The organism is Sphingobium aquiterrae, from assembly GCF_037154135.1.
GTDB classification, from domain to species: Bacteria; Pseudomonadota; Alphaproteobacteria; order Sphingomonadales; family Sphingomonadaceae; genus Sphingobium; species Sphingobium aquiterrae.
This window is the reverse complement of sequence record NZ_JBANFL010000007.1, coordinates 227,401-248,814: the sequence shown is the minus strand read 5'-3', so window position 1 is coordinate 248,814 and position 21,414 is coordinate 227,401. Positions and strand designations below refer to the sequence as shown.

Genomic DNA, 21,414 nt, shown 5'->3' with positions numbered 1-21,414 from the left:
TAAACCATCGAAATGAGGGGTCCCTTTTAGACGCCGATCACCCCGCTAACGGGGTCCTTTTTGCACGCCGATCCACAGATGCCGGGGAGACGAGGACAGATTTAGATAGAGGTTGCGTGGCATGAACGTCGCCACGCCGAGGTATAGCGGTGCGTCCCTCGATAATCCAACGACCGCACCAGCGGGGGCGCTCCTTCTACGCCCTGACGCTGTGCTTCGCCTCGCGCCTACGGGTGCGGGGCGTTGCTGTGAGGAGCGCGAGTTGGCGCCATCTTTGGCGCAGCGACCGGCGTCACATTCTTGGGCTGTGTAGCTGCCATCTGCATGACATGCCCGCCGATGTAGAAAAGCGCGCCTGCAAACATAGTCCATAGTTGCCAGTCGAAAAACTTGAACGGCCGATTTATGTCATCTTGAGTCGTCTTTTTTGCGCTGGGTAGATGCTCGTCGATCTGCGCGTGGTTCAGGCCCTTGGTCGCGTCGAGGAATGCCAGGTTTGAGATTATTGCTCGTTGGCGGGCTGTAACGCAAAAGCACCCCATCGCGAAACTGAAAGCCCAAAGCACGACCGCAACACCTAGCGGCCATGGCGTTTCTTTCAGCGCCTTACCGTCAGTTTCATGAACAGCGAACGCTATCGCGCTCGCCGCAAGGCCTAGGAGAAAATACACAAGCTGTGCCTGCCCCTTTGAGTGCTCCGAAACGAGCCCCTCGCGTGCCGCACTCATCTCAGCATTATCATAGGTTGCATCATCCCCGTTGGCTGAGATGGCGGAAGAGGTGGGATTCGAACCCACGGATAGGTTTCCCCATCGCTGGTTTTCAAGACCAGTTCCTTAAACCACTCGGACACTCTTCCCTGCCGTTTCGGGGCTGGCAGCTTACGACAGGCTTATGGGCGAATATGCCACTTAAACCGACCTTCCGCTAACCCCTTGTAACCACACTCCTAATTCAGCTTCACGCCGACAAGCTCCGGTAGCTTTCAAGACCGCTGCCTTAAACCACTCGGCCACCTGTCCTTGCTGGCGCGCTTCTATCGGGGCCGCCGATAAAGCCAAGCAAAACTTGCATGGCGGATGCCCCGGCGCCATTTCCGGGCATTGTGGCGCGCGGTGCCATTAAGGGGATTCACCTGCGTCCCGGCCTGTGCAACAAGGATGGCCGGAGGGCGATATGCGACGATCGATCAACACCATATTGGCGGGCGCGGCGGCGCTTTGCGCGATCGCGGCGGCGGGGGACGACGTGCCGGACGGCCAACTGGTGACGGTAGCCCATGCGCAGGAACCCGCCGGTGCGGCCACGCCCGACGACGATGGATTGCAGGCCTATCTGCAAAGCCTGCGGCCCAAGGCGCGTGCCATGGGGATCGGCGACGCCACCATCAACGCGGTGTTCCCGACTCTTACCCTCAATCCGCGTGTCGTCCAGCTGGACCAGTCGCAACCGGGCGGCAGCTTCGATTCGCCCATTCCCAATTTCGAGCCCTATCGCCAGCAGCATGTGGATAGCGCGCGCATCGGCCGGGGACGCACGGCCTATGCGGCAAACCGCGATCGGCTTTCCCGCATAGAGCGCGAGACGGGCGTGCCCGAATCGATCATGGTCGCGATCTATGGCCATGAGACCAATTATGGCAGCTATGTCGGCGATTTCGACCTGTTGCGGTCGCTGGCGACGCTGGCGCATGAAGGGCGCCGGCGCGCATTGTTCGAACCGGAATTCCTCGCCGCGCTGAAGATCGTCGATCAGGGCGTGCCGCGCAGCAAGCTGGTGGGAAGCTGGGCCGGCGCCATGGGCTATCCCCAATTCCTGCCTTCGGTCTACCTGCGGGTGGCGCGCGACGGCGATGGTGATGGCAGGGCGGACATCTGGGCCAGCGAAGCCGATGCGCTGGCGTCCATCGCCAATTATTTCGTCAATGCCGGCTGGCGGAAGGGCCAGCCATGGGGCGTGGCCGTGCGCGTGCCCGCCGGGTTCGACCGGGCGGCCGTTGCCGGCAAGACCATGCCCGCCCGCTGCCCGCGCGTGTTCAATCGCCACAGCCGCTGGCTGACCATGGCGGAATGGCGGGCGCGGGGCATCGTGCCGCAAGGGGGCATGCTTCCGGCGGACAATGTGCTTGCGACGCTGCTGGAACCGGACGGCCAGGGGAAGATCGCTTATCTGCTGACCGGCAATTATCGCGTGATCCTGGATTATAACTGCTCCAATTTCTACGCGCTGTCCGTGGGGCTGCTGGCGGATGCGGTTGCGCAATAATAGCGCCGTTGCGGCGGTGGCGCTGCTGACGGCGACGCTGCTGATGTCGACGCTGGCCGGGTGCGACGATGGCAAGCATGACGCCACGACGCCGTCGCCTGTGGCGAAGCCGGCCGCGTCGCGCGGCATCAGGGATGACATCGTGAAGATCGGCAAGCCCTATCAGATTGCCGGCCGTATCTATGCGCCCACCGATGAACCGCAATATGACAAGGTCGGCTATGCAAGCTGGTATGGCGAGGAGTTTTCCGGCAGTCCGACCGCGAACGGAGAGCCTTTCCGCCCCACGGCGATCGCCGCCGCGCACCGGACGCTGCCATTGCCAAGCTATGTCGAGGTGACCGCGCTGGACAGCGGGCGCACCATCCTTGTGCGGGTGAACGACCGCGGGCCGTTTTCGCCGGATCGTGTGATCGACCTTTCGCGCGGCGCGGCGGAACAGCTTGGGATCGCCGGGCATGGCGCGGTGGCCGTGCGCGTGCGCAGGGTCAATCCCTCCGGGCAGGAGCGCGCCTTGCTGAGGGATGGCGGCAAGGCGGCGGAACGGCTGGAAACGCCCATGCCGCTGCTGGCGGCACTGCGCCACAGGCTGCCGGAAAAATCCGCTTTGTGGCAGGCCCCGCCGGTAGCACAATCGAGCGACGGCCCGGAGCATGCCGCGAATCGCCCGGCGGGCTGGGCTGCGGGTTATGCGGTGCAGGTGGCGGCATTCGCTTCGGCCAGACGGGCCAATGCGCTCGCCAGCCGCATCGGCGCCACCGCCCTGCAGGCCGGCCCGCTATGGCGTGTCCGCTTCGGCCCCTATGCCAGTCGGGCCGAGACGCGGCGCGGTATCGATCTTGCGCGCGCCAAGGGGTTCAACGATGTGCAGATTGTCGCTAATGACCATCCATAAGGCACGCGCGATGCGGCCATCCCTGTTTTGCCCGGCGGTCGCCACAACGGCCCGATGACGAGAGTGTCCATGACTGTTCCCATGAAGAAAACCGCCTTTTCCCTTATCGTGCTGGCTCTGGGCACGCAGCCGCTTTCGGCCGGTGCGCCGCCTTATACCAGCGCGGCGCCCATTGCCTATATGAAGGATCTGTCCTCCGGCGCGGTGCTCTACGACAAGGGCGGGGAACAGCGGATGCCGCCCGCGTCGCTGGCGAAGATGATGACCGCGCATGTCGCCTTCCGCCTGATCCAGAAGGGCGAGCTGAAGCTGGACACAAAGTTCACCATGCGTCCGGAGACATGGCAGAAATGGCATGGCCCGGCGGCCGGTTCCACCATGTTCCTTTCCGCGGGCGAGCAGGTGACGGTCGAAAACCTGCTGCACGGCATCGTCACCCTTTCCGGCAACGACGCCTGCGTCGTGCTGGCCGAAGGCATTGCCGGGACGGAACAGGCGTTCGTCGCGCTGATGAATGAGGAGGGCAAGCGCCTTGGCCTTGCCAACAGCCATTTCGGCACCAGCAATGGCTGGCCCGACGAAGGCGTGACCTATGTGACGGCGCAAGACCTTGCCAAGCTGGCCGAGGCGACGATCGTGGAGACGCCCGATCTCTACAAGCGCTTCTACGCCACCCAGTCCTTCACCTGGGGCAAGACGATGGGCGGCAGCGAGATCACCCAGGCCAATCGCAACCCCATATTGGGCAAGATTCCCGGTGCGGACGGCCTGAAGACCGGCCATACCGAAGAGGCGGGCTTTGGCTTCACCGGTTCGGCCGAACAGGATGGCCGCCGGCTGGTGATGGTGGTCGCCGGGCTGCCGACCTTCAACGGCCGTATCCAGGAATCGGTCGCCTTCATGGACTGGGGCTTCAAGGCATGGAAGGCGCAGCCGCTGTTCAAGAAGGGCGCGCTGGTGGAAACCGCGCCGGTGCAGCTGGGCAGCGCGACGTCGGTCGGGCTGGTGGCGCCGCGCAACCTGGCCGTGACGCTGCCGCGATCGGCCTCCGCCAACATCACCGTGAAGGTCGTCTATACCGGCCCCATCAAGGCGCCGATCGCCAAGGGTGCGCAGATCGCCCAGCTGGTCGTCTCCACGCCCGACACCGGCGCGCAGATCATGCCGCTGGTCGCGGCCGAGGATGTCGCAGAGGCGGGGATGTTCCGCCGGCTGTGGAACGGCCTGATGTCGTTCTTTGCCTGAGGGCGGACCATATCGCATGACAGGTCGCTTCATCAGCCTGGAGGGCGGTGAGGGCGCGGGCAAGTCGACACAGGTGCGTGCGCTGGGTGCTGCCCTGCGCGCGCGCGGGCTTGAGGTGATCGAAACGCGCGAGCCCGGCGGCAGCGCGGGCGCCGAGGCGATCCGTTCGCTGATCCTGACGGGCGATGCCGATCGCTGGGGGCCGCGCGCCGAAGCGCTGCTCTTTGCCGCCGCGCGATCCGACCATGTCGAGCGCCTGATCCGGCCCGCCCTGGCGCGGGGCGCATGGGTGTTGTCGGATCGTTTCATCGACAGCAGCCGGGCCTATCAAAGCGGCGCGAGCGGGCTTGCCGACGCCGACATCATGGCGCTGCACGCGGTCGGCAGCGAGGGATTGCTGCCGGACCGCACGCTGGTGCTGATGCTGGACGAAGCGGTGGCCGCGGCGCGCGCCGCGGCGCGGGATGGTGACACGCCCGATCGCATCGGGGGCCGCGACGCTGCCTTTCACGCGCGCGTGGCAGAGGCGTTCCGGGGCTATGCCGCGGCTGAGCCGGCACGCTTTCGCCTGGTCGATTCCAGCCTTCCGCATGACGTCGTGACGGCGGCGTTGATCGCGGCGATTGCGGACCTTCTGCCATGAGCCCGTTGCTGGGGCAGGAGGAACAGGCCGAAACCCTGATGGCGGCGGCCCGATCCGGCCGGATGCATCATGGCTGGATTCTCGCCGGCCCCAGGGGCATCGGCAAGGCGAGCTTCGCGCGGGCCGCTGCCCTTCGCCTGCTGGCGGAAGCGGCAGGCCCGCCGCCGGCCGGCCCTGGCCTCACCGTGGATGCGGAACACCCGATTGCGCGGCTGATCGCCGCCGGGTCCCACCCCGACTATGCCGAGTTGGTCCGGCAGGAGCGGGACAGCGGCGAGCTTGCCCGGAATATCGCCGTCGATCAGGTGCGCGGGCTCCAGCGCCTGCTCAGCAGGCTGCCTTCGCTCTCCGGCCGGCGGGTGATCGTGATCGACAGCGCCGACGATCTGGAGCGGAGCGCGGCCAATGCCCTGCTCAAGAATCTGGAGGAGCCGCCGGCGGGCACCCTGTTCCTGCTCGTCGCCCATGCCCCGGCGCGATTGCTGCCGACGATCCGGTCGCGCTGCCGGGTGCTGCGCTTCGCCCCGCTGGACGAGCCATTGATGGCGGCAGCATTGCGCGCCGCGCTCCCCGATGCCGATCCGGGTGAGATCGCAGCGCTTGTCGCCGCGGGGGAGGGATCGCCGGGCCGCGCCATCGGCTATGCCGGGCGCGATCTGCCCGGCATGAACCGCATGCTGCGGGAGATCGCCGAGAGCGGAGACCCCGACAATCTGCGCCGGCTGGCGCTGGCCAAATCCGTCAGCGGCAAGGCCGGCAAGCCGACATTCGAACTGCTGCTGGAGCGCGCGCCTGCCTTTATCGCCGCGCAAGCCAAGAGCCGCCAGGGGGCCGCGCTTCGCGATGCGCTGGAAGGATGGGATGCCGCCCGGCGCCTGGCGTCCGGCGCGATCATCCTGTCGCTCGATCCGGCCACCGTGGCGTTCGAACTGGGAACCCATGTCGCCACGCTTGCTGCTTCGCGGTAGGATAGCGGGCGGCGTTTCCCAAATCGGGCTTTGCGCCTCTTCGCAACTGCGGCTAGACAGGCGGCCTACCACACAGCCAGCCTTTTGCGAGCAGATGACCAGCCCTTACACGATCACCACCGCCATCAGCTACCCTAATGGGCGGCCCCATATCGGCCATGCCTATGAGGCGATTGCCACCGATGCCTTTGCCCGGTTCCAGCGCATGGCCGGGCGCGATGTCTTCTTCCAGACGGGCACCGACGAACATGGCCTGAAGATGGATCAGGCGGCGCGGGCGCGGGACATAGAGCCGCGCGCTCTTGCCGATGAAATGTCATCCTATTTCAAACAGATGGATGATACTCTCAATATCAGCTACGATCGCTTCATCCGCACGAGCGAGCCCGACCATCACCATGCCAGCCAGGCGATCTGGAAGGCGATGGAGGCCAATGGCGACCTGTATCTGGGCCGCTATGAGGGCTGGTATTCGGTCCGCGACGAAGCCTTTTACGACGAAAAGGAACTGGTCGAGGGGGAAGGGGGCGCGAAGCTCTCCCCCCAGGGCACGCCGGTGGAATGGACCGTGGAGGAGAGCTGGTTCTTCCGCCTCTCTAAATATCAGCAACCGCTGCTCGATCTTTACGCCAGCCAGCCCGGTTTCATCCGGCCGGAGAGCCGCCGCAACGAGATCATGCGCTTTGTCGAAGGCGGCTTGAGCGATCTCAGCATCTCGCGCACCAGCTTCGACTGGGGCGTGAAGGTGCCCGGCAGCGACGGCCATGTGATGTATGTGTGGGTGGACGCCCTCACCAACTATCTCACCGGCTGCGGCTATCCCGACGACACCGCGCGCATGGACCGCTATTGGGCCGAGGGCGGCGACATCACGCACATCATCGGCAAGGATATCGTGCGTTTTCATACCGTTTACTGGCCGGCTTTCCTGATGAGCGCGAAACTGCCTTTGCCCAGGCAGGTCTTCGGCCACGGCTTCCTGCTCAACCGCGGCGAGAAGATGTCCAAGTCCGTCGGCAATGTCGCCGACCCGCTGGAACTCGCCGAACGCTTCGGCGTGGATCAGCTGCGTTATTTCCTGCTGGCGGAGGTCAGCTTCGGCAATGACGGCAGCTACAGCCCGGAAGCGATCGTGCAGCGGGCCAATACGGAGCTTGCCAACAGCTTCGGCAATCTGGCGCAGCGGACGCTGAGCTTCATCGCCAAGAACCTCGAAGGCACGCTGCCGGCCAGCGCCGCGCATGCGCCCGCCGATGCCGAACTGCTCGCGACCGTGCGCGCGGCGGGGGCGGATTTCGCGACGGCGATGAACGATCTGGCGCCCAGCCAGGCGATCGAGGCGTGGATGCGTGCCGTCTTCGCCTGCAACGCCTATATCGATGCGCAGGCGCCCTGGGCGTTGCGCAAGACCGATCCCGATCGCATGGCCGCCGTGCTGGCCGTGCTGTACGAGGCCATCGGCCTGCTTGCCATCACCATCCAGCCCGTGATCCCGCAGAGCGCCGCCGCGCTGCTGGACCAGATGGGCATCGTCGGGCGGGGCGCCGACGCCTTGACGTCACCCTGGTATGCCGGGCTTGTCGCCAGCGGCTTCGTCCTGCAGCCGCCCAAGCCGCTGTTTCCCCGGCTGGAGTTGCCCGAGGCGGACAGCTGAGCCATGTTGATCGACAGCCATTGCCACCTGAATTACAAGGGCCTGATCGAGGATCAGCAGGGCGTGCTTGCCCGCGCGCGGGATGCCGGCGTCGACATGATGCTCAACATCGCCACGCGCGAGAGCGAGTGGGATGCGGTGCTCGCGACGGCCGAGCGGGAAGGGGATGTCTGGGCGACCGTCGGCATCCATCCGCACGAAGCCGACGAGCATCCCCATATCGACACCGCCAAGCTGGTGGAGCGCGCCGCGCATCCGCGCATCGTGGGCATCGGCGAAACCGGCCTCGATTATTATTACGACCATAGCGATCGCGACCGGCAGCAGCGTAGCTTCCGTTCCCATATTGCCGCCGCCCGCGAAACCGGCCTGCCGCTGATCGTCCACACCCGCGATGCGGAGGAGGACACCATCGCCATCATGCGGGACGAAATGGGGAAGGGCGCCTACAGCGGCGTCATCCATTGCTTCACCGCCAGCGGCGCCTTTGCCGACATGGCGATGGAGATCGGCTTCTACATCAGCATTTCCGGCATCGTGACATTCAAAAATGCCCGGGACCTGCAGGAGACCGCAGCCCGCCTGCCCGCCGACCGCCTGTTGATCGAGACGGATTCGCCCTTCCTTGCGCCGGTGCCGCATCGGGGCAAGCCCTGTGAGCCGGCCTTTGTCGCCGACACGGCGCGCTTTCTGGCGGCGTTGCGCGGGGAAAGCGTGGAGGCTCTCGGGGCCACGACCAGCGCCAATTTCCTGCGGCTGTTCTCCAGGGTCGATGTCGGGGCGTCCGCATGAGCCTGACGGTCACGGTCCTTGGTTGCGGCACATCCTCTGGCGTGCCGCGCATCGGCAATGACTGGGGCGACTGCAATCCCCACGACCCACGCAATCGCCGCACCCGCGCGTCCATCCTGATCGAGAGCGCCACCACGCGGCTGCTGGTCGATACCGCGCCCGACATGCGCAACCAGTTGCTCGACGCCCAGGTGCGGGATGTCGACTCGATCCTCTGGACGCATGACCATGCCGATCATTGCCATGGTATCGACGATGTGCGCCAGCTCTTCCATTATCGGCGCGAACCGATTATCGGCTATGCGCGGGCTGAGACGCTCAAGCTGCTGCGGGCACGGTTCAACTATGCCTTCGATGGGCGGGAAGGGTATCCCTCGATCATCGACGCCAGCCCGTTGCCGGACCGGTTGACCATTGGCGACATCGACATCCATTGCGTCGATCAGCCGCATGGCAATATTTTTTCAACAGGTTTTCGATTTATTCATAATGGCTTGTCCATAGGATATGCCACGGACTTTCATGCAGTGACGGACGAGATGATCGCCCTTTATACCGGCGTCGACATCTGGGTAGTGGACGCGCTGCGGCGCAAACCGCATCCGACCCATCCCCACCTCGCGCTCACGCTGGCCGCCATCGCACAGGTGCGGCCGGGAAGGGCGATCCTGACCCATATGGACCAGAGCATGGACTATGAAGGGCTGATGGCCGAACTGCCGGACGGGGTCGAACCGGGTTATGACGGGTTGCGGATAAGCGCATGACCCTGGACCAGTCGGCCAATCTGCTCTGGTACATCTTGGCCATGGTACTGGTTGGATCGGCTTTGGTGGCGCGCCGTATGGCCTTGCGCAGCGCGCTGGCCATGGTGCTGGCGTGGATCGGCATCTTTGCCATTGTCCTGGTGATCGTGAGCTATCGCCGCGAAATGGGCGGCGTGGCCGAGCGCGTGCAATCGGAAGTGACCGGCAAGCCGATCCAGCGCGCCGAAGGACAGACGCTGCGCATCGCGGCCGCTCCGGACGGCCATTATTGGGTGGACGGCACGATCAACGGGACAGCGGCGCGATTCCTGATCGACAGCGGCGCGACGATCACGGCGCTGTCGGAGCAGACGGCGAAGGCTGCCGGGCTGAATATCGATCCCAATGCGATGCCGGTGGTGATGCAGACCGCCAATGGGCCGGTCGATGCGAAAAGATCGTCCGTCGGGACATTGGCGGTCGGCCCGGTGCGGGTCAGCGATCTGCCCGTGGTCGTGTCGCCGGCCTTTGGCGACATCAATGTCATCGGCATGAACATGCTGTCGCAACTGCGCCGCTGGGGCGTGGAGGATGGCGAGATGGTGCTGACGCCATGAAGGGCGTGAAATGCATCCCCCTCTCGCATGGCCTGGATTTATTTAACATAATATATATTATCGGACTTAACCATGCCCCCAAATGATCCCGTTTCCAAACAGGTCGATTCCGCCCCTCTCGAAGAGATTGGCACGCCTGAAACCCCTCTGGATCGTGGCGTGGACCATGGTGTCGAAGATGGTGTCGAAGATGGTGTCGAAGCGAGCCCGGCCGACATCATGCCGCTCGCACGGATCATGGCGCGGCTGCGCGATCCCGATATCGGCTGCCCCTGGGATATCGCGCAGGATTTCGCCTCGATCGCGCCCTATACGATTGAGGAAGCCTATGAAGTCGCCGATGCCATCGAACGCGACGACATGGCGGCACTGAAGGATGAGCTTGGCGATCTGCTGCTCCAGGTCGTCTTTCACGCGCGCATGGCCGAACAGGCCGGACAATTCGCGCTCGCTGACGTGATCGACGGCATTTCCGCCAAGATGGTGCGCCGCCATCCCCATGTTTTTGGTGATGGTGTTGCACGGCAGGATGGCCATGCCCAATGGGAAGCAATCAAGGCCGCCGAGAGGGCCGAGAAGGAGCCGGACCCTAGCGCCCTCGCCGGCGTGGCCATCGCCCTGCCCGCCCTGCTCCGTGCCGAGAAGCTTCAGAAACGGGCAGCGCGCACCGGCTTCGACTGGCCCGATATAGTGGGCGTTTATGAAAAGATTATCGAAGAAATCGAAGAGGTTAAAAATACAACTTCCCAGAAAGAGCGAGAGGAGGAGGTCGGCGACCTGCTCTTTGCCGTGGTCAACCTGGCCCGCCATCTGAAGGTCGATCCGGAAGCGGCACTGCGCGCCGGTAACGCCAAGTTCGAGCGCCGCTTTCGTGCGATGGAGACCGCTGCCGGTGAAGCATTTACGGCCATGTCGCTCGAGGAAAAGGAAGCGCTATGGCTGAAGGCCAAGATCGAGACCAGGAACCCAGAATGATCCGCCCGGCCCGATCGGATGATGCCGATGGCCTCTGGCGCATATTGGAGCCGGTGATCCGGGCCGGCGAAACGCTCGCCATCCCCCGCGCCATGACGCGCGAGGATGCCATTGCGACATGGCTGGGCGCCGACCGGGAAACCTTCGTGCTGGAGGAAGACAGCCGGCTGCTCGGCCTGTTCTATATTCGCGCCAATCAGGCTGGCGGCGGCGCGCATGTCGCCAATGCCGGCTATGTGACCGCCGCCGATGCGCTGGGACGCGGCGTCGCGCGCCGGATGTGCGCGGCGTCGCTGGAGATTGCCCGGCAACGGGGCTTCCGTGCAATGCAGTTCAATTTCGTGATTTCCACGAACAGCCGGGCCGTGGCGCTGTGGGAAGGCATGGGTTTTGCGATCGTCGGGCGCTTGCCTGCGGCCTTCGACCACCCTGCCCTTGGCCTGGTGGACGCGCTGGTGATGCACCGTTCCCTGATCGATTGAGCCGCTAATCCAGCCAGCGTTCCGATGGCAGCAGCAACGACCGCACAAGGCTGCTGCTGGGCGGCATGCCATCATAGGTTGCGAAGCCATGATGCCAGAAGGCATCCCAGACCGTCAGGATGGCGATGATCGCCAGCACCGCGGCGCTGGCGATGCAGAGCCGGCGCGCGATACGGGCAGCATGATCCCCGGTCTTGGGCACCGATATCGCCATCAGCGCCAAGGGAAGCAGTGGCAGGAAATATCTGCCCTGCACGCCCTGGACATAGTCCGCCCCCAGCGGCGTGCCCGTCAGATAGAGGGCGGTTTCCACCAGCAGCGCCGACCCGCCGGCGATGGCGAGCCACCAGAGCCGCGTGCCCCACCCTGCCCGCACGCCATCGCCGGACCACAGCGCCGCACCGAGCATGATCCCGGCAAGCGGATAGGCTGCGAGGGGCAGTAGGATGCTGTTCCAGCCAAAGCGACCGACGATCTGCAGCGCGTAGACCGGGGACCGCTCGGCGATGCTCGTTGCGAGTATCCGTGCGAAGCCGAGCGGATCGTGCAGGACGACCGCAAGCTGGTCCGCCAGCGGCGCCGTCATCGTCATCTCGCCGGTCTTGCGCGACATGATATGGTAAAGCGCCTGCGTGCCGCCCGCATATTTCATCCAGCCGATGAATGCAGCCGCGCCGAAACCGGCGGCGGCGATCAGGATCGTGCCGGTGCGCAGCCGCCGGGGCCGGCCTTCTCCCGCCTCGGGCCAGCGTAGCCCCGCGAGCATGAGGGGGAGGTATACGCCCTTGGCGAGTGCCAGAAAGGGGGCGGTGAGGAATGGCAATCCCGCCGTCCATCGCCGGACGCGCCCTTGCCCGCCAAAGCCCAGATGCAGCGACACTGCGAGCGCCAGCCATCCCACCGCGTTGATGCCCGCATCGGGCGAGAGCGAGCCGGCCTGATAGGCGGAGGTCGGCAAAGCCGCGACGGCCAGCAATACCATCCGGCCGAAGGGCAGCAGGCGGAGCGCGGCATGGAGCAGCACCAGCGCGGTCAGGGCATTGGCGATCCGCCCCAGATAAAAGGCGCCAAGACGCGGCAATCCGGCCCCTTCCCCGGCGGCCAGCCCGATGGCCTGCGGCAGGTAGAGCGTCGGCGCATAGCTTGCGACATTGGGGAAGTCGCCAAAGCCTTCGCCCGGCCGCGCCGCATCGGCCCGCCATGCCGCCGCCCACTGGTCCATCCGATAGCGTGTCCGCACGGTGGCCTTCTCGGCGGGGAAGTCCACGTCGCGCAGACCGAGCGCTGCGTTGGGAAGCGCGCCACCAATGGCAGCACCTTGCCGGCTGGCGACGAGTCCTCCTTCCCGGAGGAATAAGGCTTTCATGTAGTGCTGGTTTTCATCGGGCGCCTGAAAGGGTGGCGTCAGGACGGCAAAGGCCAGCGTCATGAGGCAGATGAGCGCGAACATCAGCCGTTCGACGCCGGCAAGCCCGCCGGGATGGTCCGGGCCTGCCGCATGGCAGATCAAAGGGGATGGCGCGTGCTTCATCGGCCTTGCCCTAGCCCGAAATCCTGAAGGAGCGGTTAGGGCGGGTTATTCACGGCCGACGCGATGCGGGTCTATTGCGCGGCCTGCCTGGAGAGGAAGCGGGCCTGGGCGGACGCCGAAAGCCGCGCTTCCACCACGATATCCTGCCCGTCCGCGGCGGTGGACAGCACGGTGCCATGTTCATGCAGCCATGCCAGCGCAGCGCCATCGCCGGCGTCGAGGCGCAGCGTCACGACACGCGCATCGGCGGTCAGCCGGGTGCTGATATCGACCTTCAATGCGTCGACGCCCTCGCCGGTCAGCGCCGAGAGGATGACAACGTCATCCCGCCGCGCGGCGCGTTCGCGCACCGTCTCCACATCGTCCGCGCTCAGCAGGTCCAGTTTGTTCCAGGCCTCGACGATGGGCACGGGCGCTTCCCTGCCTTCCGCCGGGCTATTGCCGCCGTCCCGCTCGATCACGCCCAGTTCGGCGAGGACATCCAGCACATCCTCGCGCTGCGCTTCGCTGTCGGGATGGGCAATATCGCGGACATGGACGATCAGGTCGGCCGACAGCACTTCCTCCAGCGTCGCGCGGAAGGCCGCGACCAGCTGGGTCGGAAGGTCGGACACAAAGCCCACGGTGTCGGACAGGATCGCCTTGTCCAGCCCCGGCAAGGATATCTGCCGCATCGTCGGATCGAGCGTCGCGAACAGCATGTCCTGTGCCATGACGTCGGCGCCGGTCATACGGTTGAACAATGTCGACTTGCCGGCATTGGTATAGCCCACCAGCGCAATCACCGGCCAGGGCGCCTTCTGCCGCCGGGCGCGATGCAGGCCGCGGGTGCGCGTCACCTGCTCCAGCTCGCGGCGGATTTTCGCCATGCGATCGCGGATCATGCGCCGGTCGGCCTCGATCTGGGTCTCGCCCGGACCGCCAAGGAAGCCGAAGCCGCCGCGTTGCCGCTCAAGATGGGTCCAGCTGCGCACCAGCCGTCCGGCCTGATAATCCAGATGGGCAAGCTCCACCTGCAGCCGGCCTTCATTGGTCGCCGCGCGCTCGCCGAAGATTTCGAGGATCAGGCCGGTCCGGTCGATGACCTTGGCGCCTGTGCCCTTTTCCAGATTGCTCTGCTGGACGGGGCTCAGCGCATTGTCGACGATGACCAGTTCGGCCTCATGCTCATGCGCCAGCGCGGTGATGTCGTCCACCTGCCCGCTGCCGAACAGGGTGGCCGGGCGGCGGTCGCGCACGCGATAGGCCCGTGCGCCGCGCACATCGATGCCGATGGCGAGCGCAAGCCCCTTCGCCTCTTCCAGGCGCGCGTCGCTGTCGCGCCGGTTGTCGCCGCGCGTATCGGCATGAACGACGATAGCCCGCGCGCCGCGCGAAACCTCGTCTTCGCTATCGCGATCAAAGACGCTCATCGGCTGTCGACATAAGCGCGCCCGGCCGCTCTGCCCTGTCGAAAAGAGGAGCGCGGAGCGGCCGGTATTGCGCCATTGTCCCTGCGGTTCAGTCGTCCGCGCCTTCGCCCTCGGCCGAAAGGTCGAGCGGATGGGCCGGCTGTACCGTGGAAATCGCATGCTTGTAGACGAGCTGCGCCATGCCGTCGCGTTCCAGCAACATGCAGAACAGGTCGAACGCAGCGATCTCGCCCTGAAGCATCACGCCGTTCACCAGGAACATCGTGACCGGCTCGCGCGCCTTGCGCACCGCCGTCAGGAAGATTTCCTGCAGCAGCTTGGGCTTGCGATCGTTCGCGTCGAACGCCTTGCGCACGTCCGAAAGGTCCATCGGCTGCGCCGGCATGACCGTAGAAATGGCGTGCTTGTACACCAGCTGGGATTGACCGTCGCGGCGCAGCAGCACGGAGAAATTGTCGAACCAGGTGATGATGCCCTGCAGCTTCACACCCTTGACGAGGAACATCGTGACGGGCGTCTTCGATTTGCGCAGGCTGTTCAGGAAGATGTCCTGAAGGTTGTTTACTTTTTCGGCCATGATCAGCCTTTCCGTTATTGGCGGGACGTTGCCCGCACGTGCGCCCTTGGTAAGGCGTCGTACCTGCCCGCCGCGTATCGAGGGGCACCACGCCTTCTAACGCAAATGCGAAAGAAGGTCCATCGGTTATGGCACGGCCCAGCTTAATTGCCGTCCTTGCCATCTGTAATCCCTAGAAGTTTCAGCTTTCTGTGGAGCGCCGAGCGCTCCATGCCGATGAATGTTGCAGTGCGGGATATGTTGCCGGAGAAGCGGCGGATCTGGATGCGGAGATATTCCCGCTCGAAACTTTCCCGTGCTTCACGCAGCGGCGATCCCATGATCGCGCCATGCCCCAGCACCTCCGACCCCGCGCCGCCCGTGGCCTCGGCAGGCAGCATGTCCAGCTCGATCCGGCCGATGCGGTCGCCGGGCGCCAGGATCATCGTCCGCTCGATGACGTTGCGCAACTGGCGAACGTTGCCGGGCCATTCGCAGGCCTGCAGCGCGGCAATCGCGTCGGTGGCGATATCGGGCGCGGGCACGCGGCGCTCGGCGGCGAAGCGGGCGAGATAATGGTCGACCAGCGGCGGAATATCGTCCCGCCGTTCGCTCAGCGACGGGATGACCAGCGGCACGACATTCAGGCGATAATAGAGATCCTCGCGGAACCGCCGTTCCTCGATCTCATGCGCAAGGTCGAGCGCGGTCGAGGAAATGACGCGCACATCCACCTTCACCTGCCGCTGGCCGCCGACCCGCGTGAAGCTCTGGTCCGTCAGCACCCGCAGGATCTTCGCCTGGGTGGTGAGCGGCATGTCCGCGATTTCGTCCAGATACAGCGTCCCGCCATGCGCCTGCTCAAGGAAGCCGGGGCGCACGAGACCGCTCTGGTCCTCGAAGCCGAAAAGCTCCTCCTCCACCCGCTCCGGGTCCATCCGGGCGGCGGCGACGATGACGAAGGGGGCGTCCGCCCTGCCCGACCAGGCATGGAGCATCCGCGCGGCGACTTCCTTGCCCACGCCCGCGGGACCGGAAATGAGCACGCGGCTTCCTGTGCCGGCGACCTTCTTGATGGTCGCGCGCACGCCGTTGATCGCGGTCGATGTACCGGTCAGTTCGTCATCCTGGCCGATCCGGGCCCGCAGGAACTGATTTTCGCGGCGCAGCCGTTCCGTCTCGGTCGCCCGGGCGACGAGGTGGATCAGCCGATCCGCCTCGAACGGCTTTTCGATGAAATCGACCGCGCCCTTGCGGATCGCGGCGACGGCGGTGTCGATATTGCCATGGCCGGAAATCATGAGGACGGGGATGGAGGGATCGCGCTTCTTGATCTCGTCCAGCAGCTCCAGCCCGTCGAGCCGCGAGCCCTGCAGCCAGACGTCGAGCAGCACCAGCGAAGGGCGGCGGGAATCCAGCGCTTCGATCGCGGCATCGCTGGTGGCGGCGGTGCGGGCGGCATAGCCCTCATCCTCCAGCACACCGGCAACCAGATCGCGGATATCTTCCTCGTCGTCGACAATCAGAACATCAAGCGCCATGGGTGGTCATCATTCCCTTGCTGTCGATACCCCGGCCATCGGGGATTTCCCGCCCTTCTTCCAGACGTTCCAGAACGTCGGGGGCAAGATGGATGGAAACACGCGCGCCGCCGCCGGGGGCGTCGGTGAACGCGATGTCGCCGAAATGTTCCTCTACGATCTTCTTGACGATGGCGAGGCCAAGGCCGGTGCCCTTCGCACGCGTCGTCATATAGGGTTCAAGGATGCGCTCGCGCTGGGGCGGCAGGCCGACGCCGTCGTCGCTCACCTCGATCAGCAACCGGCCATCCTCTTCACGGCGCAGCGCCATCGACACATGGCCGCGCATCCCGCTGTCGGTCGAAGGCGGCTTGGCCTCGATCGCCTCGACCGCATTCTTGACGATATTGGTCAAGGCCTGCCCGATCTGCCGCCGGTCGCACACCATTTCCAGGGCATCGACGTCGGAGACGAAGCGGAAGGCGATGTCCGGATGGGCGACTTCATGCAGGAACAGCGCATGGCGGGCGATGTCGCCAATGGCTTCCGACCGGAAGACCGGCTTGGGCATCCGCGCGAAGGAGGAGAATTCGTCCACGATCCGGCGCAGGTCGCCCACTTGCCGCACGATCGTGCCGGTCAGGCGGGTGAAGGTGCTGCGATCGCCCTGGATTTCGTCGGCATAGCGCCGTTGCAGGCGCTCGGCCGCCAGCTGGATCGGGGTCAGCGGATTCTTGATCTCATGCGCGATGCGGCGCGCCACGTCGGACCATGCGGCCCGGCGCTGGTCCGAAAGCTGCTGGGTGATATCATCGAAGGTCAGCACATGGCCGGTGGAATCGCGCGCCACCTTGACCGCCAGCGTGCGCAGGTCGCCCAGCGTCTTGACCTGCACGATGGCGGCCGGCTCGCCCTCGGCGACCAGATCGGCAAGTTCGGGGGAGAGTTCTCGCAGCGGACGGCCCACGGGCTCCTGCCCCTCCTCGACCAGGATCGTCATCGCCGAGCTGTTGAGCAGCCGGACAATGCCCTGCTGGTCCACCGACAGCACGCCTGCCGTCACGCCGGAGAGGATCGCCTCGATGAAGGCGCGGCGATTGTCGAGCTGGCTGTTGGCGGCGACCAGCGCGCTGGTCTGCGCTTCCAACCGCTGCGTCATGCGGTTGAAGGCGCTGGCAAGCGTGCCGATCTCGTCGCGCGCATGCGGCCCCGACACGCGGGTGGAAAGATCGCCCGCCGTGATCCGCCGCGAGGCATCGACCAGTTCGTTCACCGGGCGCACCAGCCGGTCGGCGACCTTCAGCGCAATCCACACGGCAATGCCGACCAGCAGCAGGGACCCCACGAACAGCGCCACGTTGAAGCGCAACTGCAACTGCCGCGACCGCTTGGCGAAATCCTCATAACTGCCCTGCAACGCCTGGGCGCGCTCCACCTGGCTGAAGCCCGATACATCGGAATCGCGCGTCGTATAGAGATAGACCTGGGACGCGGGGTACAGCAGCGTCACGGCCTCGATCTGCTTGTCCTTGGCGCGGACAACGGCATCCTCGCCCTTTTGCAGACGCCGCACCACATCGGGGGTCAGGATGGCGTTTATGGGCGTATTGTCCGGATCGACCTTGGCGGCGGTGCGGGCCACGCCATCCTTGCCGACTTCGATGATCGCCGACCGGCTGAGCTTGCGCGTCACGACCTGATAGACATAGCCTTCGGTGAAATCCGGGCTGTTGACCCCTTTTTCGTTCAGATAGTCGCGCAGGTCGCTGGCCATCGTCAGCGTCTCGTCGCGCACCTCGCGCAGGTTCTGGTCATAATAGCCGCGCGCGAAATCGCTCGCATTCTGGAGTACGCCACGGGCGCTGTCGGAAAACCAGAACTGCACGCCATATTGGAACAGCAGCGAGGCAAAGATCACCACCAGCAGCATCGGCACGCTAGCGATGGTAGAGAAGATGGCGACCAGGCGGACATGCAATTGCCCGTCGCTGCCGACAGCCGAGCGGGCGGCGCGGCGCTTGGCCACCCGGCGGCCCACCAGCATCAGCAGCGCGATGGCCGGCACGAGGTTTGCCACCAGCAGCAGCGCGACGATCGGCGGCGTCAGCAGGCTGTAGCTCTGCCCCTGCCCCGAGACCAGGAAATAGGTCATGACGGCGATGACCAGCAGCAGCATCAAGGTCGTGCCTTCCACGACCGCCGCGAAATTATGTTGCCTCAACCGTTCGGGAAGATGGCGGCGCCAGCTGGTCAGAAGCTCCGATCCGGCGTCATTGTCGCCATTTTCGCTCTGGGGCGGCGTGGTTTCGGGAGAGGGGGCCGTAGCGGAACCACCCCGGGCAATGCCCGTCCATTCCTTCGTATCGTGATTCTGCGGCAATCCCGCGTTCGCAGTCATAGTTGCACGGTTACAACAACGACGTGCCTATTAAAACACACAATATGACAAAATGACTGTCGTTGATCCAAGCGGAAAGGCGTTCCGTCGAATGATCGGGCGCTTATCGGCCACCTATCCGGGTGCCTCAGGCCCCCTCGCCTGCGTCAATCATTCTGGCGCAGGCGTGTGGGATCGAGATTATAGTCGGTCAGCTTCTTGCGCAACGTATTGCGATTGATGCCGAGCAGGGCCGCGGCGCGGATTTGGTTGCCGTCGACGCTCAACAGCGTCTCCCGCAGCAGCACGGGTTCCACGATTGCCAGCAGGTCGTCATGCAGGGTTTCAAGCGGCCGCACGCGACCGATGCCAAGCTGCGCCCGCGCCCATGTCCGCACCGCCCCGGCGATCTGCTCCGCCCCGGCATTGGGCTGGTCGTCACCGGCATTGCCGAACGGCAGCGCATGGCGCAGCATCTCGCTGGTGATCAGCGTTTCGCGCGTCAGCACCGACAGGCGCTGCATCAGGTTCTGCAATTCGCGCACATTGCCCGGCCAGCTATAGGCCGCCAGCAACGCCGCCGCATCGTCCGCAAGCGCCTTGCGGGGCAGCCCTTCGTTCGCGGCGCGATCGAGGAAATGGCGGGCGAGCAGCATGATGTCGTCGCCCCGCTCGCGCAGCGGCGGCAGGGCGATGGGCACCACCGCCAGCCGATAATAAAGATCCTCGCGAAAGCGGTTCTCGCCGATCAATGTCGGCAGATTCTTGTTGGTCGCGGCGATGATGCGGACATTGACCTTGACCGGATTGGAGCCGCCCACGGTCGTCACCTCGCCCGACTGGAGCACGCGCAGCAGCCGGGTCTGCGCCTCCAGCGGCATGTCGCCGATCTCGTCCAGGAACAGCGTGCCGCCCTGCGCCTGTTCGAACTTGCCGGCGGTGCGCGCATGCGCCCCGGTGAAGGCGCCTTTTTCATAGCCGAAAAGCTCCGCCTCGATCAGTTCGCGCGGGATGGCGGCCATGTTGATCGCGACGAAGGGCTTGGTCCGGCGATGGCCAAGGTCGTGAATGGCCTCCGCCACCAGTTCCTTGCCCGTGCCCGACTCGCCCAGCACCAGGATCGTCAGGTCGTTGGAGATGACACGGGCGATCGTGCGATAGACTTCCTGCATCGCCGGCGACCGGCCGACCAGCGGCAGGCCGTCACTGGCGGGCGCCCCATCCGCTTCCCTTATGCCGGGGCTTTGCCGCCGGGTCGCCAGCGCATCCGAAACCGCGCGGGACAGTTCATTGAGGTCGAAGGGCTTGGGCAGATATTCGAACGCGCCCTGCTCGGTCGCCCGCACGGCGGTGTTCAGGGTATTCTGCGCCGAAAGGATGATGACGCTGATCCCCGGGTCCTGCGCCACGATATCCTTCACATCGTCCAGCCCGTCGCCATCCGGCAGCATGACGTCGGTAATCAACACGTCGGGCGCGAAACTGCCGAGCAGCGCCGTGCGCTCGCTGACCGATGCGGCGGTCTTCACCTTATGGCCGCGGCGGCGAAGCGCCTCCCCCACCACAACGCAGATGGCAGGATCGTCGTCCACGACCAGAACCTTGCCCGGCATTGATGACATCAGCCCATTCCCATTGGCAGCAGCACGCGGAAAATCGTCTCCCTCGCCGCCTCGTCGCGGACATATTGCACGAAACCGTTCATGTCGCGAACCAGCTTGTCGACGAGGGCAAGGCCAAGCCCCTGCCCGTCGCGCTTGCCGGTGATGAAGGGGTTGAACAGATGGTCGCGGATATGCGCGGGCACGCCCGGCCCGTTGTCGATCACCAGGATTTCGATCGGCAACACCTTGCTGCCCTTTTCACCCAGCATGACCGACACGCCATGGCGGAACGCGGTCTCGATCCTGACGGCGGGATGATCGACCTTGCCAAGTGCCTCGGTGGCATTTTTGAGCAGGTTGATCATCACCTGCACCAACGCATCGCCATTGATCAGCGCAAATGGCAATGATGGATCATAACGTTTTGATATATCAATATTCTTGCCAAATCCGGCTCGGGCAAGGCGCACCGCCCTGTCGATCAGCGGATAGATGTTTTCCGCCGTGCAGGTCAGCGTGCGCTCGGTCGTGAAGTCCTGCATGCGGTCGATGAGCGCCGCGATCCGATCGACCTCGTTGCAGATCAGCTGGGTCAGGGCGGCCGTTCCGGGCTCTCCGGTCTCCAGCAATTGCGCCGCGCCGCGAATGCCCGACAGCGGGTTCTTGATCTCATGCGCCAGGATGGCGGCAGCGCCCATGGCCGACCGCGTGCCGCCGGCCGTGCGACGATGGCCGATCTTCTGCGCCTGGCTCTTGGGATGGATGGAGACGACCCGCCAGCCGTCATGGTCGGGGATCGGAGAAATCATCAGGTCCACTTCCGTCGCCGCCGTGCGCCCGGCATGCACCTGGACATCATAGGCCGCCAGTGGCTTGTCGCTATGCCAGATGTCGAAGCGCGTATTGTCATCGGCCATGCGGACGGTCCGGCCGATATCGCTGCCCACGATCGCCGATCGCGCCATGTTGAGCAGCGTTTCCGCGCGCACATTGGTGTCGGCGATGCGGTTGTCGGGCGCCACGACGAGCACCGCGACGGGAAATGCCGTGACGATGTCCGCCAGCGAAGGTTCCGTCCGCTTCGGCCGGGTCGGGGCCTGCCGCTGGGGCGGAACGGAAATGTCCATCCTGT

19 protein-coding genes and 1 tRNA gene are annotated in these 21,414 nt (G+C 65.0%); 11 read left to right on the top strand and 9 right to left on the bottom strand.

What is annotated here, in order from left to right; all coding sequences use genetic code 11:
• Positions 1 to 227: 227 nt before the first annotated feature.
• Together WFP78_RS10060 and WFP78_RS10055 are read right to left on the bottom strand one after the other, a co-directional pair.
• Positions 228 to 797 carry a hypothetical protein gene (locus WFP78_RS10060; RefSeq protein WP_336961301.1) on the bottom strand — a complete coding sequence of 190 codons (570 nt, stop codon included), beginning with the start codon at positions 795 to 797 and terminating at the stop codon, positions 228 to 230.
• Positions 770 to 859 (bottom strand) — tRNA-Ser (locus tag WFP78_RS10055). The genes WFP78_RS10060 and WFP78_RS10055 overlap by 28 nt, the downstream gene beginning before the upstream one ends.
• A 317-nt stretch (positions 860 to 1,176) precedes the next feature.
• Between WFP78_RS10055 and WFP78_RS10050 the strand changes: the two genes are divergently transcribed.
• The 11 genes from WFP78_RS10050 to WFP78_RS10000 all read left to right on the top strand — a co-directional run bounded on the left by WFP78_RS10050 (position 1,177) and on the right by WFP78_RS10000 (position 11,282).
• Positions 1,177 to 2,265 (top strand): lytic murein transglycosylase, encoded by a 1,089-nt coding sequence (locus WFP78_RS10050; protein ID WP_336961298.1) that lies wholly within the window; start codon positions 1,177 to 1,179, stop codon positions 2,263 to 2,265.
• Positions 2,249 to 3,160, top strand: coding sequence for a septal ring lytic transglycosylase RlpA family protein (locus WFP78_RS10045; RefSeq protein WP_336961295.1), 912 nt, complete (start codon positions 2,249 to 2,251; stop codon positions 3,158 to 3,160). Before WFP78_RS10050 ends, WFP78_RS10045 begins: the two co-directional genes overlap by 17 nt.
• Before the next feature lie 81 nt (positions 3,161 to 3,241).
• The gene (locus WFP78_RS10040; RefSeq protein WP_336961292.1) at positions 3,242 to 4,405 is read left to right on the top strand and encodes a D-alanyl-D-alanine carboxypeptidase family protein; all 1,164 of its coding nucleotides are present in this window, start codon (positions 3,242 to 3,244) and stop codon (positions 4,403 to 4,405) included.
• Positions 4,406 to 4,421: 16 nt separating this feature from the next.
• Positions 4,422 to 5,048: a dTMP kinase gene (tmk, locus tag WFP78_RS10035; RefSeq protein WP_336961290.1), complete on the top strand. Its 627-nt coding sequence runs from the start codon at positions 4,422 to 4,424 to the stop codon at positions 5,046 to 5,048.
• On the top strand, positions 5,045 to 6,016 hold the full coding sequence (locus tag WFP78_RS10030; RefSeq protein WP_336961289.1) for a DNA polymerase III subunit delta': 972 nt from the start codon (positions 5,045 to 5,047) through the stop codon (positions 6,014 to 6,016). The genes tmk and WFP78_RS10030 overlap by 4 nt, the downstream gene beginning before the upstream one ends.
• A gap of 94 nt (positions 6,017 to 6,110) precedes the next feature.
• Positions 6,111 to 7,670, top strand: a complete 1,560-nt coding sequence (metG, locus tag WFP78_RS10025) for a methionine--tRNA ligase (protein WP_336961287.1) — start codon at positions 6,111 to 6,113, stop codon at positions 7,668 to 7,670.
• Positions 7,671 to 7,673: 3 nt separating this feature from the next.
• Complete coding sequence (locus WFP78_RS10020) at positions 7,674 to 8,462, top strand: TatD family hydrolase (RefSeq protein WP_336961285.1); 789 nt, start codon at positions 7,674 to 7,676, stop codon at positions 8,460 to 8,462.
• Complete coding sequence (locus WFP78_RS10015; protein ID WP_336961283.1) at positions 8,459 to 9,229, top strand: MBL fold metallo-hydrolase; 771 nt, start codon at positions 8,459 to 8,461, stop codon at positions 9,227 to 9,229. The genes WFP78_RS10020 and WFP78_RS10015 overlap by 4 nt, the downstream gene beginning before the upstream one ends.
• Positions 9,226 to 9,825, top strand: coding sequence for a retropepsin-like aspartic protease family protein (locus WFP78_RS10010; RefSeq protein ID WP_336961281.1), 600 nt, complete (start codon positions 9,226 to 9,228; stop codon positions 9,823 to 9,825). The genes WFP78_RS10015 and WFP78_RS10010 overlap by 4 nt, the downstream gene beginning before the upstream one ends.
• A 219-nt stretch (positions 9,826 to 10,044) precedes the next feature.
• Positions 10,045 to 10,800, top strand: coding sequence for a nucleoside triphosphate pyrophosphohydrolase (gene mazG, locus WFP78_RS10005; protein WP_336961328.1), 756 nt, complete (start codon positions 10,045 to 10,047; stop codon positions 10,798 to 10,800).
• Positions 10,797 to 11,282 carry a GNAT family N-acetyltransferase gene (locus tag WFP78_RS10000; protein WP_336961279.1) on the top strand — a complete coding sequence of 162 codons (486 nt, stop codon included), beginning with the start codon at positions 10,797 to 10,799 and terminating at the stop codon, positions 11,280 to 11,282. The genes mazG and WFP78_RS10000 overlap by 4 nt, the downstream gene beginning before the upstream one ends.
• 4 nt (positions 11,283 to 11,286) lie before the next feature.
• Here WFP78_RS10000 and WFP78_RS09995 read toward each other — a convergent pair whose 3' ends face one another.
• The 7 genes from WFP78_RS09995 to WFP78_RS09965 all read right to left on the bottom strand — a co-directional run bounded on the left by WFP78_RS09995 (position 11,287) and on the right by WFP78_RS09965 (position 21,409).
• Complete coding sequence (locus WFP78_RS09995; protein WP_336961325.1) at positions 11,287 to 12,732, bottom strand: DUF2142 domain-containing protein; 1,446 nt, start codon at positions 12,730 to 12,732, stop codon at positions 11,287 to 11,289.
• 152 nt (positions 12,733 to 12,884) lie between these two features.
• On the bottom strand, positions 12,885 to 14,225 hold the full coding sequence (gene hflX / locus WFP78_RS09990; RefSeq protein WP_336961276.1) for a GTPase HflX: 1,341 nt from the start codon (positions 14,223 to 14,225) through the stop codon (positions 12,885 to 12,887).
• An 88-nt stretch (positions 14,226 to 14,313) separates the two neighbouring features.
• Complete coding sequence (gene hfq / locus WFP78_RS09985; RefSeq protein WP_336961273.1) at positions 14,314 to 14,802, bottom strand: RNA chaperone Hfq; 489 nt, start codon at positions 14,800 to 14,802, stop codon at positions 14,314 to 14,316.
• A gap of 143 nt (positions 14,803 to 14,945) precedes the next feature.
• Positions 14,946 to 16,322: a nitrogen assimilation response regulator NtrX gene (gene ntrX / locus WFP78_RS09980; RefSeq protein WP_336961270.1), complete on the bottom strand. Its 1,377-nt coding sequence runs from the start codon at positions 16,320 to 16,322 to the stop codon at positions 14,946 to 14,948.
• The gene (locus tag WFP78_RS09975; protein WP_336961267.1) at positions 16,312 to 18,699 is read right to left on the bottom strand and encodes a sensor histidine kinase; all 2,388 of its coding nucleotides are present in this window, start codon (positions 18,697 to 18,699) and stop codon (positions 16,312 to 16,314) included. The genes ntrX and WFP78_RS09975 overlap by 11 nt, the downstream gene beginning before the upstream one ends.
• A 146-nt stretch (positions 18,700 to 18,845) precedes the next feature.
• Positions 18,846 to 20,300: a nitrogen regulation protein NR(I) gene (ntrC, locus tag WFP78_RS09970; protein WP_336961264.1), complete on the bottom strand. Its 1,455-nt coding sequence runs from the start codon at positions 20,298 to 20,300 to the stop codon at positions 18,846 to 18,848.
• Positions 20,300 to 21,409, bottom strand: coding sequence for a two-component system sensor histidine kinase NtrB (locus WFP78_RS09965; RefSeq protein WP_336961262.1), 1,110 nt, complete (start codon positions 21,407 to 21,409; stop codon positions 20,300 to 20,302). Before WFP78_RS09965 ends, ntrC begins: the two co-directional genes overlap by 1 nt.
• Positions 21,410 to 21,414: the final 5 nt, after the last annotated feature.